Here is a 14,944-nt window from a genome sequence, read left to right as displayed (position 1 = left end):
GCCCCTCCCCTTCAGGGGAGGGGCAAGGTAAGTCTCAGCGATATGTAACCTTCTTCACCCCCGCGACCACCTTGTCCGCCGTGATCAACGCCAACTTCTCAAGGTTCGCCGCATAGGGCAGCGGCACATCCTCGTTGGTTACGCGGATCACCGGTGCGTCGAGGTCGTCGAAGCCCTGCTCCATGCACACCGCAACGATTTCCGACGCGATCGAGCAGACCGGCCAGCCTTCCTCGACCACCACCATGCGGTTGGTCTTCTTCAGGCTCTCCAGCACGGTCGCCGTATCGAGCGGGCGCAGCGTGCGCAGGTCGATAACCTCGGCCTCGATCCCCTCGCCCGCCAGCGTCTCCGCGGCCTCGAGCGCGACGCCGACGCCGATCGAATAGGATACGATCGTCACGTCCTTGCCCGCGCGCACGATGCGCGCCTTGCCGATCGGCAGCACCCAATCGTCCATCTTGGGCACGTCGAAGCTGCGCCCGTACATCAGCTCGTTCTCGAGGAAGACGACCGGGTCTTCCGACCGGATCGCCGCCTTGAGCAGACCCTTGGCATCCGCTGCGTCATAGGGCGCAATCACGATCAGGCCCGGCACGCTCGCATACCACGGGCCATAATTCTGGCTGTGCTGCGCGCCGACGCGGCTCGCGGCACCGTTCGGCCCGCGGAACACGATCGGACAGCGCATCTGACCGCCCGACATGTAATTGGTCTTGGCGGCCGAGTTGATGATGTGGTCGATCGCCTGCATCGCAAAGTTGAACGTCATGAACTCGACGATCGGCTTCAGGCCGCCCATCGCCGCGCCCGTGCCGACCCCGGCAAAGCCATATTCGGTGATCGGCGTATCGATCACGCGCTTGGCGCCGAACTCGTCGAGCAGGCCCTGGGTCACCTTGTAAGCGCCCTGATATTCGGCGACTTCCTCGCCCATCACGAACACGCGCGGATCGGCGCGCATTTCCTCGGCCATCGCATCGCGCAGCGCTTCGCGGACGGTCGTCTTGACCATCTCGGTCCCGGCGGGAAGCTCGGGGTCGGCGACGCTCGCCGCCTTCTCGCTGGCAAGCTGCTTGGTGCCGCTATCGGCTTTCTTAGGCTCGGCGGGCGCCTCCGATTCAGCTGCCTTCTGCTCCTGCGCAGGCGCTTCGGCCTTCGGAGCTGGAGCGGCGGACGCATCCTCGCCCTCGCCCGCGATCGTCGCGATCACAGTGCCGACCTTTACCCCGTCGGTCCCCTCGGCGACCAGGATCTGGGCCAGCGTGCCTTCATCGACCGCTTCGAATTCCATCGTCGCCTTGTCGGTCTCGATCTCGGCCAGGATGTCACCCGACTTGATCGTATCGCCTTCCTTCACCAGCCACTTGGCGAGGGTTCCCTCTTCCATCGTGGGCGAGAGCGCGGGCATTTTCAGCTCGATCGCCATGTCAGTACGTCTCCACCAGCACGTCGGTATACAGTTCGGAAGGATCGGGCTCGGGCGCCTGCTCGGCGAAGTCCGCCGACTCGTTCACCGCCTTGCGGATCTCGGCCTCGATCGCCTTCAGCTCGTCTTCCTTGACGCCTGCTGCCTCCAATTCCTTTTTCACCCCTTCGATCGGGTCGGACTTCTCGCGCACCGCCTGCACCTCGTCGCGCGAGCGGTATTTGGCGGGGTCCGACATCGAATGGCCGCGATAGCGATAGGTCTTCATCTCGAGGATGATCGGCCCCTTGCCCGCGCGCACCCAGGCCAGCGCTTCCTCGGCCGCGCCGCGGCACGCCAGCACGTCCATGCCGTCGACCTGGATGCCCGGGATGCGGAAGCTCTCGCCGCGCTTGTACAGCTGATCCTCGGCCGAGGAGCGGTTGACGCTGGTGCCCATGGCGTACTGGTTGTTCTCGATCACATAGATGATCGGGAGCTTCCACAGCTCGGCCATGTTGAAGCTTTCGTACACCTGGCCCTGGTTCGCGGCGCCATCGCCGAAATAGGCCATGGCGACGCCGCCATCCTCATTATATTTGTGCGCGAAGGCGAGGCCCGTGCCGAGCGCGACCTGCGCGCCGACGATGCCATGCCCGCCGTAGAACTTCTTCTCGGTCGAGAACATGTGCATCGACCCGCCCTTGCCGCGCGAAATGCCGGCGGCACGCCCGGTCAGCTCGGCCATGATCTCTTTGGGGTCGATGCCATAGGCCAGCATGTGGCCATGGTCGCGATAGCCGGTGATCACCGAATCCTTGTCGCCGTCCAGCGCCGACTGAAGCCCGACCGCGACGGCCTCCTGGCCGATATAGAGGTGACAGAAACCGCCGATGAAGCCGAGGCCGTACAGCTGGCCCGCCTTTTCCTCGAAGCGGCGGATGAGCAGCATCTGCCGATAGAATTCGAGCAACTCCTCCTTGGACGCGTCGAACCGTTTAGGTTCGTTTGGTCGCTCACGGTTTGTCGGAGCTGGTTCGTTACTACGGCTTTTTGCAGGCGCTTTTGCCACGATGATCCTCATCCTGGGGAAAGATGGAAGCGGCCCTATAGGCCGGTTATCCGCCGGTGTGCAATGATGACGCTATCGGAAAGCGCGCGAGCGGCTGGCGACGCCGTCAATTCAGCGGAACGATGACCTCGTCCGGATGGACGACATTGAGCTTTTTGCGCGTCAGTTCATCGACCATGTCGGGGTCCGCGCCCTTCTGGTCGAGCAGCGCCACGCGGTTGCGCAATTGCGCGCGCGTCTTTTCCAGCTTGGCGAGTTCGGCCTGCTTCACCGCCAGTTGGCGCTTGTAATCGCCATAGACCAGCACCCCATTCGGGCCGAGCACAGCCGAATAGGCGAAGAATCCCATGAAAATGATCGCAACCGCAGGCAGGCCCGCGCGGCTCAGGATCGTTTTGAAGGGGGTCGAACGTGCCATCTGGTTAATGTCGCGCAAACCGACTCGCGGTTCAAGCAGGAGTTCTACGGTATCTCAAAAAAATCAAGTCGGATCGGCGGCGGAACGATCGGGGCGCGACTCCGCCCCGACCCCGCCCCCTCCCCGCCTCAGCGCAGGATGCTGCGCCCGGCATAGACCGCCGCATCGCCCAGTTCTTCCTCGATGCGGATCAATTGATTGTATTTGGCGAGCCGGTCCGACCGCGCGAGCGACCCGGTCTTGATCTGCCCGCAATTGGTGGCGACGGCGAGGTCGGCGATGGTCGCATCTTCGGTCTCGCCCGAACGATGCGACATGACCGCCGTGTAGGACGCGCGCTGTGCCAGGCTCACCGCCTCCAGCGTTTCGGTCAGCGTGCCGATCTGGTTGACCTTGACCAGCAGCGAATTGGCATAGCCGCCATCGATGCCGCGCTTCAGCCGCATGGGGTTGGTCACAAACAGGTCGTCGCCGACCAGCTGAACCTTTCCGCCCAGCTTCTCGGTGAGCAGCTTCCACCCGTCCCAATCGTCCTCCGCCATGCCGTCCTCGATCGAGAAGATGGGGTAGCTGGCGCAAAGGTCGGCGAGGAAATCGGCATTCTCCGCCGATGACAGGGTCTTGCCTTCACCCACCATCTTGTACGCGCCGTCCCGATAATATTCGGTCGCGGCGCAATCGAGTGCCAGCATCACATCGTCGCCCGGCTTGTATCCGGCCTTCGCGATGCTCGACATGATGAAGTCGATCGCCTCGCGGGTCGACGCGATGTCGGGCGCGAAGCCCCCCTCGTCGCCCACCGCCGTCGAGAGCCCCTTGTCGTGCAAGCCCTTTTTGAGCGTGTGGAAGATCTCGGCGCCGCAGCGCACCGCTTCGGCCAGCGAGTCTGCGCCGACTGGCACGATCATGAACTCCTGAAAATCGATCGCATTGTCGGCATGTTCGCCGCCATTGATGATGTTCATCATCGGCACCGGCAGCACGTGCGCCGAGACCCCGCCCACATAGCGGTAGAGCGGCAGCCCCCGCGCATCCGCCGCCGCCTTGGCGACCGCGAGGCTGACGCCCAGGATTGCGTTGGCGCCGATCCGCCCCTTGTTCTCGGTCCCGTCCAGCTCGATCATCGCATAGTCGATCTCGGCCTGATCCTCGGCGTCGAGCCCGGTGATCTCCTCCGCGATCTCGCCATTGACGGCCTCGACCGCCTCAAGCACGCCCTTTCCCAGATAGACGGTCTTGTCGCCGTCACGCTTTTCGACCGCCTCATGCGCACCGGTCGAGGCGCCCGATGGCACCGCCGCCCGCCCGAAACTGCCGTCTTCAAGCAGCACATCCACCTCGACCGTCGGATTGCCGCGGCTGTCGAGAATCTGACGGGCATGAATGTCGATGATTGCGGTCACGAAATGGTCTCCCTACCTTGGGTATAGACGGTGTCGCGCGGGCCTCTATCCCGTTCGGCGCCGACGGGCAAATCATGTCGCGCGGGGAACCGTGAGGGGTACGGCGTGGTTGTTCGAACGGACCAGCAAAAGGATTTCGAGCGATGGCTGACGAAAACTTCCCCAAGGACGAGAGCATGGCCCCGGCGCGCGACACGCTGGTCGCTGCCGAACCGATGAAGACCACCGGCGCCGCTGGCGATGAAGGCAAGCGCGGCGCAGGCGCCTTTGTCCGCGAGGAAGCGGGCAAGATTGCCGGACAGGCAGGCGACAAGGCACGCTCCTTCGCCGATACCGGCAAGGAAAAGGCGACCGGCGCGCTCGACGAGTTTTCGTCGATGATGCGCGATGCAGCCGGGTCGGTGGACGAGCGCCTGGGCGAGCAATATGGCCGATATGCCCGCTCCGCCGCCGATCAGATCTCGGGCCTGGCGGATTCGCTGCGCGGCAAGCAGGTCGACGATCTGCTCGATGACGCGCGCGAATTCGTGAAGAAGAGCCCCGCGGTCGCCGTCGGCATCGCCGCGGGCGTCGGCTTCGTGCTCGCCCGCCTGCTAAAGTCCGGCCTCGACGCTGCGGGCGACCTCGCCGACAAGGGCGATACCGGCAGCGATCCCGGCGCGCCCAAGGAATAAGGGCGCAACGGGGGGCAGGGCGTGGACGAACGCAATGACGACGAGAGCATCGGCACACTGGCGGCCCGCGCGGTCGCCGATGCGCGTGCCTATGCCGACGCGGAAGTCGCATATTGGAAGGCGCTGGCGCTCGACCGGCTGGGCGATGCCCGCGCCGCGCTTATCCTGGGCGGCATCGTTTTCCTGTTCGCGCAGGCGGCGGCGATCGCGCTGATCGTAGGGCTGGTCCTGATCCTGTCGCCCCATGTCGGCCCCGGCCTCGCCACGCTGATCGTCGTCCTCGCCGCGCTGCTCGTCGCGGGACTGGCGGGCGCCGCCGCCTTCCGCCGCTTCCGCCGTGCGACCCGCCCAAGGCACAAGCCATGACCGACACGCCCCCCCCCTCCCTGTCCGAGGCCGAAGCGCGCAGCCGGAACGCACGCGAGCGGCTGTTCGGCACGCTCGGCGCGATACAGCACAAGCTCAACCCCATGACGCTCGCACAGGATGCGGTCGAGAATGTCGCGATCGGCGTCGCGCGCGACACCGTCGCCACCGTCCGCGCCAATCCCCGCACCGTCGCCACCGTGGCGGGCGCCGCGCTCTTGTTCCTCGCGCGCAAGCCGCTCGCCCGGCTGCTCATCGGCGGTGCAACCGCAGCGTCGCGCGCGAGTTTGAAGAAGCGAAACTCCACCTCCAAATCCACGCCCCATCCGAAGAAAGGATCGCGCTCATGACCGATACCCAGCAGAAGACCGGCTCCAGCCGCGCCGAAACCATCGAGAACAACCCGCTCGCGCTGGTCGCAGGCGGCGTCGCGCTCGGCGTGGTCATCGGCGCGCTGATTCCCCGCCCGCAAAAGGAAAAGGAATTGCTCGCCCCGGTCGGCAAACGGATCGCCGAGGGCGCCAGCGCCGCCGCCACCGCCGCGCGCGAGGCGGGCAAGGCGGAGATCGACGCCCTGCTGCCCCAGCGCGACGCCGCAAAGGAGCAGATCGGCAAGATCATCGGCTCAGCCGTCACCGCCGCCAAGGAAGCGGCGTCGAGCAAGGCAGACGCTTAACAGATCGTCCCCCCGCCGAAAGCCGGGTCCCCCGTGGCGATGGACGCGCGCGCCGCGTGAGACCCAGGCTTTTGCCGGGGGGATTTGCGTTACGCTCTTTCCCGCTATTGAGTGCGTCGCAGCATCGGCTAAGGCACCGGGGACAACTCTTTCCCCGGGAGCGACCATGAGCAAACTTCACCTCGTCTTCGGCGGCCGTGTGACCGACCCGATGACGCTCAATTTTCAGGATCCGTCGAAGCTCGACGTCGTCGGGATCTTCCCCGACTATGCCAGCGCCGAAAAGGCCTGGCGCGGCGCAGCGCAGCGCACGGTCGACGATGCCGAGATGAAATATGTGGTGGTCCACCTCCACCGCTTGCTAGAACCCGATATGTAGTAATCTGGTTAAAACCGGGTTAGACTTGCCTCGCATCAATTGCTTTGGGGGGCGGTTTCTATGCGATGTCTTGCCACCATTCTCATGACTTCGCTGGTCCATCTGCCCATTGGCATACAGAATGAAGGGGATGCGCCGCGACTGGGCGGCCCCTTCTACACGATCGGAAACGAGCAGATCGGCACGCCAGACGAGACCGTCATTTTCGCCGCCACCGGAACGCGGTCGCGATCGGGCGCTACTGCGACCATGACGATTCTGATTTTCCGAAAACACCCGAAGATGATCGGCCCGGTCGAACTGGGCCGCTTCGACTCGATCGTCGAATATCATTGCCAATCTCGCGCTTCGCGCACGCGGCAGATCGCAATCCGGGACGGCAACAACCGCCTCATGCGGATATTGCCGCCGGAAACCGGAGGCTTTGATCCACTCAAGGCCCGCGACCCGGTCACGCCGGTAGCAGCGGGGATCGCGTGCGGACTGCAGCGACCGTCCGGACCGCCAATGTTGACGATTACCGATGTCGAACGCGCGATGCGCGGATATCGCGCGTCGTGACCGTCAGATAAACTCGATCTTGCTGACCTCGTACCAGCGATCGCCCGCCGGCACGGTCACCTCGACCTCGTCGCCCAGGCTCTTGCCGATCAGCGCACGGCCCAGCGGCGAATTATAGCTGATCCGGCCGGACTTGGCGTCCGCCTCGGCCTGGCCGACAATCTGGTACTTCACCGACTTGTCGTCCTCGTCGAGCAACGTCACCGTCGCGCCGAACACGATCTTGTCGCCCGACAGGTCGCGCGGATCGATGATCTGCGCGCGGGACAGCTTGTCCTCGATATCGGCAATCGACGCCTCGACCTGCCCCTGCCGCTCCTTCGCGGCGTGATATTCGGCGTTTTCGGAAAGGTCGCCATGGGCGCGCGCTTCCTCGATAGCATCCACGATCAGCGGCCGCTCGGCTTTCAGGACTTTGAGCTGCTCGTTGAGCTTCTCATAGCCTTCCACCAGCATCGGCATCTTCTCAACCGTCGCCATCCCACGTCGTCCTTCGTCAAAACCCCTTCCCCCGGCGTGCCATAATCAGCCCGCCCGCACCCTAACCTTCGTTGTGGGGGATCAATTGTGCGATTGCGAATAATAAGACTGCAAGGGGCGGACTTCAAGTGACTGGCCACTCAACGCGGCGATCGCCTGCGCCGCAGCGACGCTCGCGGGCGCCGTTGTGAAATAGGGAACCTTGAGCGACAGCGCCGATGCGCGGATCGATTCGCTGTCCTTCAACGACTGCCACCCCTCGGTGGTGTTGAAGATCAGCGCGATATCGCCGTCACGGATGCGGTCGACGATATGCGGGCGCCCCTGCGCCACCTTGTTGACCCGCTCGACCGGGACGCCCTGTGCGGACAGATAGTCCGCGGTCCCGCCGGTCGCGACGATGGTGAAACCCTGCTCGACCAGGATGCGCACGCCCGGCAGGATCACCGGCTTGTCGCTGTCCTTGACGCTGACGAAGACATTGCCGCCCTTCGGCAGCACCGTCCCCGCCCCCAGCTGCGCCTTGGCAAAGGCGGTCGCGAAATCGCGATCGATTCCCATGACTTCGCCGGTCGACTTCATCTCCGGCGATAGCACCGGGTCGACCCCGGGGAAGCGGCCCCAGGGGAACACCGCTTCCTTGACCGCGATATAGTCGATGTCGCGGTCGATTGCGGGCAGGTCCTTCAGCTTCTCGCCCGCCATCACCCGGCTCGCGATCTTGGCGATGGGCGTGCCGATCGCCTTGGCGACGAACGGCACCGTGCGGCTCGCGCGCGGGTTCACCTCGATAAGGTACACCTCGCCATCCTTCACCGCGAACTGGATGTTCATCAGCCCCTTGACCTTGAGCGCCCGCGCCAGCGCATCGGCCTGACGCTCGATCTCGGCGATGATCTCGGTGGGCAGGCTGTAGGGGGGCAGCGAGCAGGCGCTGTCGCCCGAATGGACGCCAGCCTCCTCGATATGCTGGAGCACGCCCGCGACCACGACATCGTCGCCATCGGCGATCGCATCGACATCGACCTCGACCGCATCGCGCAGATACTGGTCGATCAGCACCGGCGCATCGCCCGACACCTGCACCGCGGTCTGGATATAATGATCGAGCTGCTCGACCGTATCGACGATCTCCATCGCCCGGCCACCCAGGACAAAGGAGGGGCGCGTCAGCACCGGATAACCGATCCGTTCGGCCACCGCGATCGCCTCTTCGCGGCTGCGCGCGATGCCGTTCTTGGGCTGCTTCAGCCCCAGCTTGGACACCAGATCGGCAAACTGCTCGCGATCCTCGGCCAGGTCGATCGCGTCGGGCGAGGTGCCCAGGATCGGAATCCCCGCGCTCTCGAGCGCGCGCGCCAGATTGAGCGGCGTCTGCCCGCCGAACTGCACGATCACCCCGACCAGCTCGCCGCGCGACTGCTCGACCTCCAGGATCTCCAGCACGTCCTCGGCGGTCAGCGGCTCGAAATACAGCCGGTCCGACGTATCGTAATCGGTGCTCACCGTTTCCGGGTTGCAGTTGACCATGATCGTCTCATAGCCCGCATCGGCCAGCGCGAAGCAGGCGTGGCAGCAGCAATAATCGAACTCGATCCCCTGCCCGATCCGGTTCGGCCCGCCGCCCAGGATCACGACCTTGCGCCGCGTGCTCGGCTCGCTCTCGCACTCGGGCTCGCCAAAGCTCGGCGCCTCATAGGTCGAGTACATATAGGGCGTCTTCGCTTCGAACTCCGCCGCGCAGGTGTCGATCCGCTTGAACACCGGACGAACGCCCAGTTTGTGGCGCAGTTTGCGCACATCGGCTTCGGTCACGCCGCCGGTCATTGCCTTGACGACCTCGCCGATCAGCCCGGAGGACTTGGCCATTGCGTCACTGCCTTCGCGCAGGTTCGCCGATCGCAGCGCCAGCCACGCCAGGCGCTTGTCGGAAAAGCCCATCGACTTGAGCCGCCGCATCCCTGCCGCGTCCTGCGGCAGGCCGCCCCGGCAGACCTGCTCCTCCGCCGCGATGATCTCGGCAATCCGCTCAAGGAACCACGGGTCATAGGATGCCAGCGCATGGACCTCCGCGACGGTGAAGCCCTCGCGCAGCGCCTGCGCCGCGACCAGCAGCCGGTCGGGCGAACGCACCGCCAGCGCCGCCTCGATCACGTCGCGCGGCGCGCCTTGCAGATGCTCGACATTGTTGAAGCCCGACAGGCCGGTCTCAAGGCCCCGCAGCGCCTTCTGCATCGATTCATGGATGTTGCGGCCGATCGCCATCACTTCGCCGACCGACTTCATCGCGGTGCCCAGCGTCGCCTCGGCGCCCTTGAACTTCTCGAACGCAAAGCGCGGGATCTTGGTGACGACATAGTCGATCGTCGGCTCGAACGACGCCGGGGTCGCGCCGGTAATGTCGTTCTCGATCTCGTCGAGCGTGTAGCCCACCGCCAGCTTCGCCGCGACCTTGGCGATCGGGAAGCCGGTCGCCTTCGACGCCAGCGCCGAACTTCGCGACACGCGCGGGTTCATCTCGATCACGATCAGGCGCCCGTCTTTCGGGTTCACCGCGAACTGCACGTTCGACCCGCCGGTCTCGACGCCGATCTCGCGCAGCACCGCGATGCTGGCGTTGCGCATGATCTGATATTCCTTGTCGGTCAGCGTCAGCGCGGGCGCGACCGTGATCGAGTCACCCGTGTGGGTGCCCATCGCATCGACATTCTCGATCGAACAGATGATGATGCAATTGTCGTTGCGGTCCCGCACGACCTCCATCTCATATTCCTTCCAACCGAGGAGCGACTCCTCGATCAGCACCTCGTTGGTCGGCGACAGGTCGAGCCCGTTGCGGACGATCTCGACGAATTCTTCCTTGTTGTACGCGATGCCCCCGCCGGTGCCGCCGAGCGTGAAGGACGGGCGGATTACGGCGGGCAGCCCCACCGTCTCCAGCGCCGCCATCGCCTCGGCCTCGCTGTGCGCGATCGCCGAGCGGGCCGATTCCAGCCCGATCTTGGTCATCGCGTCCTTGAACTTCAGCCGATCCTCGGCCTTGTCGATCGCCTCGGCATTCGCGCCGATCATGGTGACGCCGAACTTCTCCAGCGTGCCATCCTGCGCCAGCGCCAGCGCGGTATTCAGCGCCGTCTGCCCGCCCATCGTCGGCAGCACCGCGTCGGGCCGCTCCTTCTCGATGATCTTGGCAACCACCGCAGGCGTGATCGGCTCGACATAGGTCGCATCGGCCAGCTCGGGATCCGTCATGATCGTCGCCGGGTTCGAATTGACCAGGACGATGCGATAGCCCTCTTCCTTGAGCGCCTTGATCGCCTGCGTGCCCGAATAGTCGAACTCGCACGCCTGACCGATCACAATGGGACCAGCGCCGATGACGAGGATGGAGGAGATGTCGGTGCGTTTTGGCATTAGTCGCCTTTGAACAATGCAAATACTGAAACAACGAAAGCTGCGATAGCAATCCAGTCCGACCGAGGAACTTGGGCCAGACGCCCCCACAAAGTGCCTTGATCTGCCTTACGAATGGCTTCGAAGGCGGCCTCATCGACAGTGAACGATACCGAACGGATGTCCGCCGACATTTCCTCTATCACCCTACCGAGACCTGCCCGTTGCCAAGACTTGCCCAGCTCGATCAGCTCATCGACGCTTCGCCTCGGTGCAAGGTCGGTAAGTGACGGGAAGGGATCTTTGTTCTTTCGCGCCTGCTTTACGACACGACGCAGGAGTTTGAGGTCTTCTGGTGGAGCCTCAAACTCAATCACTTCAACATCCCCACAAACCGCTCAAACAGATAGAAACTATCCTGCGGCCCCGGCGAAGCCTCGGGGTGATACTGCACCGAAAACGCCCGCCCGCCGTCGATCTCGATCCCGCAATTGCTGCCGTCGAACAGCGACACGTGCGTCTCAACCACGCCCGCGGGCAGGGTCGCGCTCTCGACGGCAAAGCCGTGGTTCATCGACGTGATCTCGACCGCGCCGTCGCTCAGCCGCTTGACCGGATGGTTCGCGCCGCGATGCCCCTGGAACATCTTGGTCGTCTGCGCCCCCACCGCCAGCGCCAGCAGCTGATGGCCAAGGCAGATGCCGAACAACGGCTTCTTGGTCGCCAGCAATTCGCGGATCACCGGCACGGCATAGTCGCCCGTCGCGGCGGGGTCGCCCGGGCCGTTCGACAGGAAGATACCATCGGGATCGAATGACAGAACCTGCTCTGCCGTCGCGGTCGCCGGCAGCACCGTTACCTTCGCTCCAGCCTTCACCAGATTGCGGAAGATATTGTGTTTGGAGCCGTAGTCGATCGCGACGACATGGGGTCTATCTAGCCCCTCCCCTTCCGGGGAGGGGTTGGGGTGGGGCCTATCCGCAGGCGCATCGTCCAGAGGTGAGGCCCCACCCCCAACCCCTCCCCTGAAGGGGAGGGGCTTTTCAGCCTCATACCCGAACCCCAGGCGCCAAACGCCGCCTTCCCAGCCATAATGCGTCTCGGCGGTCACGGTGATGGCGAGATCCATCCCCTCCAGCCCCGGCCACGCCTTTGCCTGTTCGATCAGCGCGGGAATATCGAACTTCCCCTCCGCCGAATGCGCGATCACCCCATTGGGCGCGCCCTTCCCCCGGATGCGCCGCGTCAGCGCCCGTGTGTCGATCCCCGACAGACCGATACGGTCATGCTGCTTCATCCACGCATCCAGATGCTGGACGCTGCGGAAGTTGGACGGCTCAGTCACATCCTCCCGCACGATCATGCCGAGCGCATGGGGGTTATCCGCCTCGATATCGTCGGGATTGGCGCCGACATTGCCGATATGGGGGAAGGTGAAGCAGATCATCTGGCCCGCAAAGCTGGGGTCCGTCATGATCTCCTGATATCCGGTCATCGCGGTGTGAAAGCACACCTCCCCCGCCGCCGCGCCCTCGGCCCCGAATCCGCGCCCCCAGATCACCTCACCCGATGCAAGAACCAGGACGCCGGTGGCGCCTTCGGGCATGACAATTGGCGTCGCGTCGGCCATTTCGAGAGGGCGCTCCTACGGGGGTTTCCGGCAATGTGTGCTAAGGGCCGCGCGCTAAACCCCTCCCCCCTTCCCGTCAACCGCAGATGGGGTCTAATGGCGGATAATTCCGATTCAGCTGTGGGTAGAAAGACCATGATCCGCGACGACATCCATGACGCCATGATCGCCGCCATGCGGGCGCGCGACAAGGAGAGCCTCGGCGCCTTCCGCCTGATCCAGAGCGCGATCAAGAATCGCGATATCGAGGCAAGGATGGAACCGGCCTTCCGTGACGGGCCGCGGTCGGACAAGGATGACGACGCGCTCGTCGTCGGCGTGCTGCAGGGGATGGTGAAGCAGCGCCGCGATTCGATCACCATGTATCGGCAGGGTGGTCGCGAGGAACTCGCCGCAGCGGAGGAGGCGGAAGTCGCGATTATCGAGCGCTTCCTCCCCGTGCCGCTGAGCGAGGACGAGACCAAAGCCGCGATCGAGGCGATCAAGGTTGAGCTTGGCGCGTCGGGCATGAAGGATATGGGCAATGTGATGGCGACGCTGAAAGCCCGCCACGGAATGCAGCTCGACATGAGCAAGGCGAGCAGGCTGGTGAAGGCGGCGTTATCCTGAGGTGAGCCTATCCCCTGCCTTTCTCGACGAACTCCGCGCGCGCACCACGCTGTCGGCCCTGATCGGCCGCAGCGTGAAGATCACGCGCGCCGGCCGAGAGTACAAGGCGTGCTGCCCCTTCCACAACGAGAAGACGCCCAGCTTCACGATCAACGACGAAAAGGGCTTCTACCATTGCTTCGGCTGCGGCGCGCATGGCGATGCGATCCGCTGGATGACCGAGCATAACGGCCTGCCCTTCATCGATGCGGTGAAGGAGTTGGCGCAGGCGGCGAGCCTCGACATGCCCGCCGACGACCCCCGCGCCGCGCAGCGCGCCGAGCGTGCCAAGGGGCTGCACGAGGCGATGGCGGACGCCGCGAAATTCTATGCCGAGCAACTCCACGGACTGGCGGGAGCCGAGGCGCGCGCGCTGCTCGAACGCCGCCGCGTCACCGCCGAAACCGCACGCACCTTCGGGATGGGCTATGCCCCCGATTCGCGCACCCGCCTGCGCGAGGCGCTGTCGTCCTATGGCGATGCGATGCTGGTCGAGGCGGGTCTGCTGATCCAGGTCAAGGGCAAGGAGCCGTACGACCGCTTCCGTGGCCGACTGATGATCCCGATCAAGGACGCGCGCGGTCGCGTGATCGGCTTCGGCGGGCGCATCATCGGCGACGGCGAGCCCAAATATCTCAACTCCCCCGAAACTCCGCTCTTCGACAAGGGCCGCACGCTCTACAATCTCGACCGCGCCTCCGCCGTCTCGCGCAGGGCCGGCCGGGTGATCGCGGTCGAAGGCTATATGGACGTCATCGCGCTGGCGCAGGCCGGGTTCGGTGAGGCGGTCGCGCCGCTCGGCACCGCGATGACCGAAACCCAGCTCGAGCGGCTGTGGCGCATGGCCGACGTGCCGCTGCTCTCGTTCGACGGCGACAGCGCGGGGCAGAAGGCGGCGATCCGCGCGGCGCATCGCGCCCTCCCCCTGCTCCAGCCCGGCCGCAGCCTCGCCTTCGTGACATTGCCCCAGGGACAGGATCCCGACGATCTCGTCCGCGCCAGCGGCCCGCAGGCGTTCGAGGCGCTGCTCGCATCCGCCCAGCCGCTCGCCGACCGGCTGTGGCAGCACGAACTCGCCGCCGAGCCGGTGACGACGCCGGAGGCGCGCGCCGGCCTCAAGCAGCGCTTGTCCGATCTCGCGGCGACGATCCAGAACAGCAATGTCCGCCATGAATATGTCACCGAGTTCCGCAGCCGCTTCGACGCGCATTTCGCCCCCGCCCCGCGCGCCTTCACCCCGCGCGGGGCCGGGCGCGGCGCGTTCCGTCCCGGCCAGCGCTGGCAGCCGCCCGAAGCCCCGCCCAGCCCCGCCACACAGGCGATCAGCGCGATGGGGATCGATGCTCCGTTGGCAAAGGCGGTGCTCGCCGGACTGATCCGCCACCCCGGCGAGATCGCCCACCATGTCGAGACGCTGACCATCCTGGCGCATGCCGATGGCGCTCTCGGGCGACTGTTCGAGGCGGTGGTCGATGTCGCGCTGGAAGACCGGGCGCTTGATAGCGAGCGCTTGCGCACCATATTGGCGACGTCCGGATTTGACAGACAGGCGGCAGAGCTGCTCCGCGCTGACCAGCTTCCCTTCACCTTCACGCAGAAGGAATGGGATGCGGGACGAGCGGCGCTCGACCTTGGCGAGGCGATCGCGGTGCTCGCGGCGCGACCCCAGGTCGATGCGGCGCTGGCACAGGCAACTGCGGCGGTTCAGGCGCGTTTCAGTGACGAAGCGTTCGAGCGTCAGGTGGCCCTGGTGCGGCGAAAGGCGGAACTGGAAGCGCGACTCGCCAATCTGATGCTTGCGGACGAGGCGTAATTGGGTGATTAGGGCGGCGTATA

General features: G+C 65.0%; 16 protein-coding genes. 8 read left to right on the top strand and 8 right to left on the bottom strand.

Translation table 11 applies throughout. The annotated features are described in order from the left end of the window. Window positions 1-34 precede the first annotated feature (34 nt). From FPZ54_RS02340 to eno, 4 genes are all read right to left on the bottom strand, one after another. Complete coding sequence (locus FPZ54_RS02340) at window positions 35-1,429, bottom strand: pyruvate dehydrogenase complex E1 component subunit beta (protein ID WP_145844692.1); 1,395 nt, start codon at window positions 1,427-1,429, stop codon at window positions 35-37. Window position 1,430: 1 nt separating this feature from the next. Continuing rightward, on the bottom strand, window positions 1,431-2,492 hold the full coding sequence (gene pdhA / locus FPZ54_RS02335) for a pyruvate dehydrogenase (acetyl-transferring) E1 component subunit alpha (protein ID WP_145844690.1): 1,062 nt from the start codon (window positions 2,490-2,492) through the stop codon (window positions 1,431-1,433). A gap of 94 nt (window positions 2,493-2,586) precedes the next feature. Continuing rightward, window positions 2,587-2,898 carry an FtsB family cell division protein gene (locus FPZ54_RS02330; RefSeq protein ID WP_186456876.1) on the bottom strand — a complete coding sequence of 104 codons (312 nt, stop codon included), beginning with the start codon at window positions 2,896-2,898 and terminating at the stop codon, window positions 2,587-2,589. A gap of 128 nt (window positions 2,899-3,026) precedes the next feature. Next, the gene (eno, locus tag FPZ54_RS02325; protein WP_145844689.1) at window positions 3,027-4,301 is read right to left on the bottom strand and encodes a phosphopyruvate hydratase; all 1,275 of its coding nucleotides are present in this window, start codon (window positions 4,299-4,301) and stop codon (window positions 3,027-3,029) included. 143 nt (window positions 4,302-4,444) lie between these two features. On the opposite strand from eno, the gene FPZ54_RS02320 reads away from it, so the two are divergent. The 6 genes from FPZ54_RS02320 to FPZ54_RS02295 all read left to right on the top strand — a co-directional run bounded on the left by FPZ54_RS02320 (window position 4,445) and on the right by FPZ54_RS02295 (window position 6,957). Beyond that, a complete protein-coding gene (locus tag FPZ54_RS02320) occupies window positions 4,445-4,975 on the top strand; it encodes a hypothetical protein (protein WP_239019677.1) in 531 nt (176 codons plus the stop codon). Between the two features lie 21 nt (window positions 4,976-4,996). Beyond that, window positions 4,997-5,341, top strand: coding sequence for a phage holin family protein (locus FPZ54_RS02315; RefSeq protein ID WP_145844687.1), 345 nt, complete (start codon window positions 4,997-4,999; stop codon window positions 5,339-5,341). After that, the gene (locus FPZ54_RS02310) at window positions 5,338-5,691 is read left to right on the top strand and encodes a phosphatase (protein WP_145844685.1); all 354 of its coding nucleotides are present in this window, start codon (window positions 5,338-5,340) and stop codon (window positions 5,689-5,691) included. Before FPZ54_RS02315 ends, FPZ54_RS02310 begins: the two co-directional genes overlap by 4 nt. Continuing rightward, the gene (locus FPZ54_RS02305; RefSeq protein WP_145844684.1) at window positions 5,688-6,017 is read left to right on the top strand and encodes a hypothetical protein; all 330 of its coding nucleotides are present in this window, start codon (window positions 5,688-5,690) and stop codon (window positions 6,015-6,017) included. The genes FPZ54_RS02310 and FPZ54_RS02305 overlap by 4 nt, the downstream gene beginning before the upstream one ends. 166 nt (window positions 6,018-6,183) lie before the next feature. Next, window positions 6,184-6,396, top strand: a complete 213-nt coding sequence (locus FPZ54_RS02300) for a DUF4170 domain-containing protein (RefSeq protein ID WP_145844682.1) — start codon at window positions 6,184-6,186, stop codon at window positions 6,394-6,396. Window positions 6,397-6,456: 60 nt separating this feature from the next. Next, window positions 6,457-6,957, top strand: coding sequence for a hypothetical protein (locus FPZ54_RS02295; RefSeq protein ID WP_186456875.1), 501 nt, complete (start codon window positions 6,457-6,459; stop codon window positions 6,955-6,957). Between the two features lie 3 nt (window positions 6,958-6,960). On the opposite strand, the gene greA is transcribed toward FPZ54_RS02295, so the two are convergent. The 4 genes from greA to carA form a co-directional block, all read right to left on the bottom strand. Continuing rightward, a complete protein-coding gene (gene greA, locus FPZ54_RS02290; RefSeq protein WP_145844678.1) occupies window positions 6,961-7,437 on the bottom strand; it encodes a transcription elongation factor GreA in 477 nt (158 codons plus the stop codon). 81 nt (window positions 7,438-7,518) lie between these two features. Further along, window positions 7,519-10,851 carry a carbamoyl-phosphate synthase large subunit gene (gene carB / locus FPZ54_RS02285; protein WP_145844676.1) on the bottom strand — a complete coding sequence of 1,111 codons (3,333 nt, stop codon included), beginning with the start codon at window positions 10,849-10,851 and terminating at the stop codon, window positions 7,519-7,521. Further along, window positions 10,851-11,207 carry a hypothetical protein gene (locus tag FPZ54_RS02280; RefSeq protein ID WP_145844675.1) on the bottom strand — a complete coding sequence of 119 codons (357 nt, stop codon included), beginning with the start codon at window positions 11,205-11,207 and terminating at the stop codon, window positions 10,851-10,853. Before FPZ54_RS02280 ends, carB begins: the two co-directional genes overlap by 1 nt. Next, complete coding sequence (gene carA, locus FPZ54_RS02275; protein ID WP_145844673.1) at window positions 11,204-12,460, bottom strand: glutamine-hydrolyzing carbamoyl-phosphate synthase small subunit; 1,257 nt, start codon at window positions 12,458-12,460, stop codon at window positions 11,204-11,206. The genes FPZ54_RS02280 and carA overlap by 4 nt, the downstream gene beginning before the upstream one ends. 135 nt (window positions 12,461-12,595) lie before the next feature. Between carA and FPZ54_RS02270 the strand changes: the two genes are divergently transcribed. Both FPZ54_RS02270 and dnaG read left to right on the top strand, forming a co-directional pair. Further along, the gene (locus FPZ54_RS02270; RefSeq protein ID WP_145844672.1) at window positions 12,596-13,069 is read left to right on the top strand and encodes a GatB/YqeY domain-containing protein; all 474 of its coding nucleotides are present in this window, start codon (window positions 12,596-12,598) and stop codon (window positions 13,067-13,069) included. Between the two features lies 1 nt (window position 13,070). Continuing rightward, window positions 13,071-14,921: a DNA primase gene (gene dnaG / locus FPZ54_RS02265; RefSeq protein ID WP_145844670.1), complete on the top strand. Its 1,851-nt coding sequence runs from the start codon at window positions 13,071-13,073 to the stop codon at window positions 14,919-14,921. The last annotated feature ends 23 nt before the right edge of the window (window positions 14,922-14,944 follow it).

The sequence above is a fragment of the Sphingomonas suaedae genome (genome assembly GCF_007833215.1).
In the GTDB taxonomy this organism is placed as follows: Bacteria; Pseudomonadota; Alphaproteobacteria; order Sphingomonadales; family Sphingomonadaceae; genus Sphingomonas; species Sphingomonas suaedae.
Note: the sequence above shows the minus strand (reverse complement) of the source record. Positions and strands in the feature narration are given on the sequence as shown.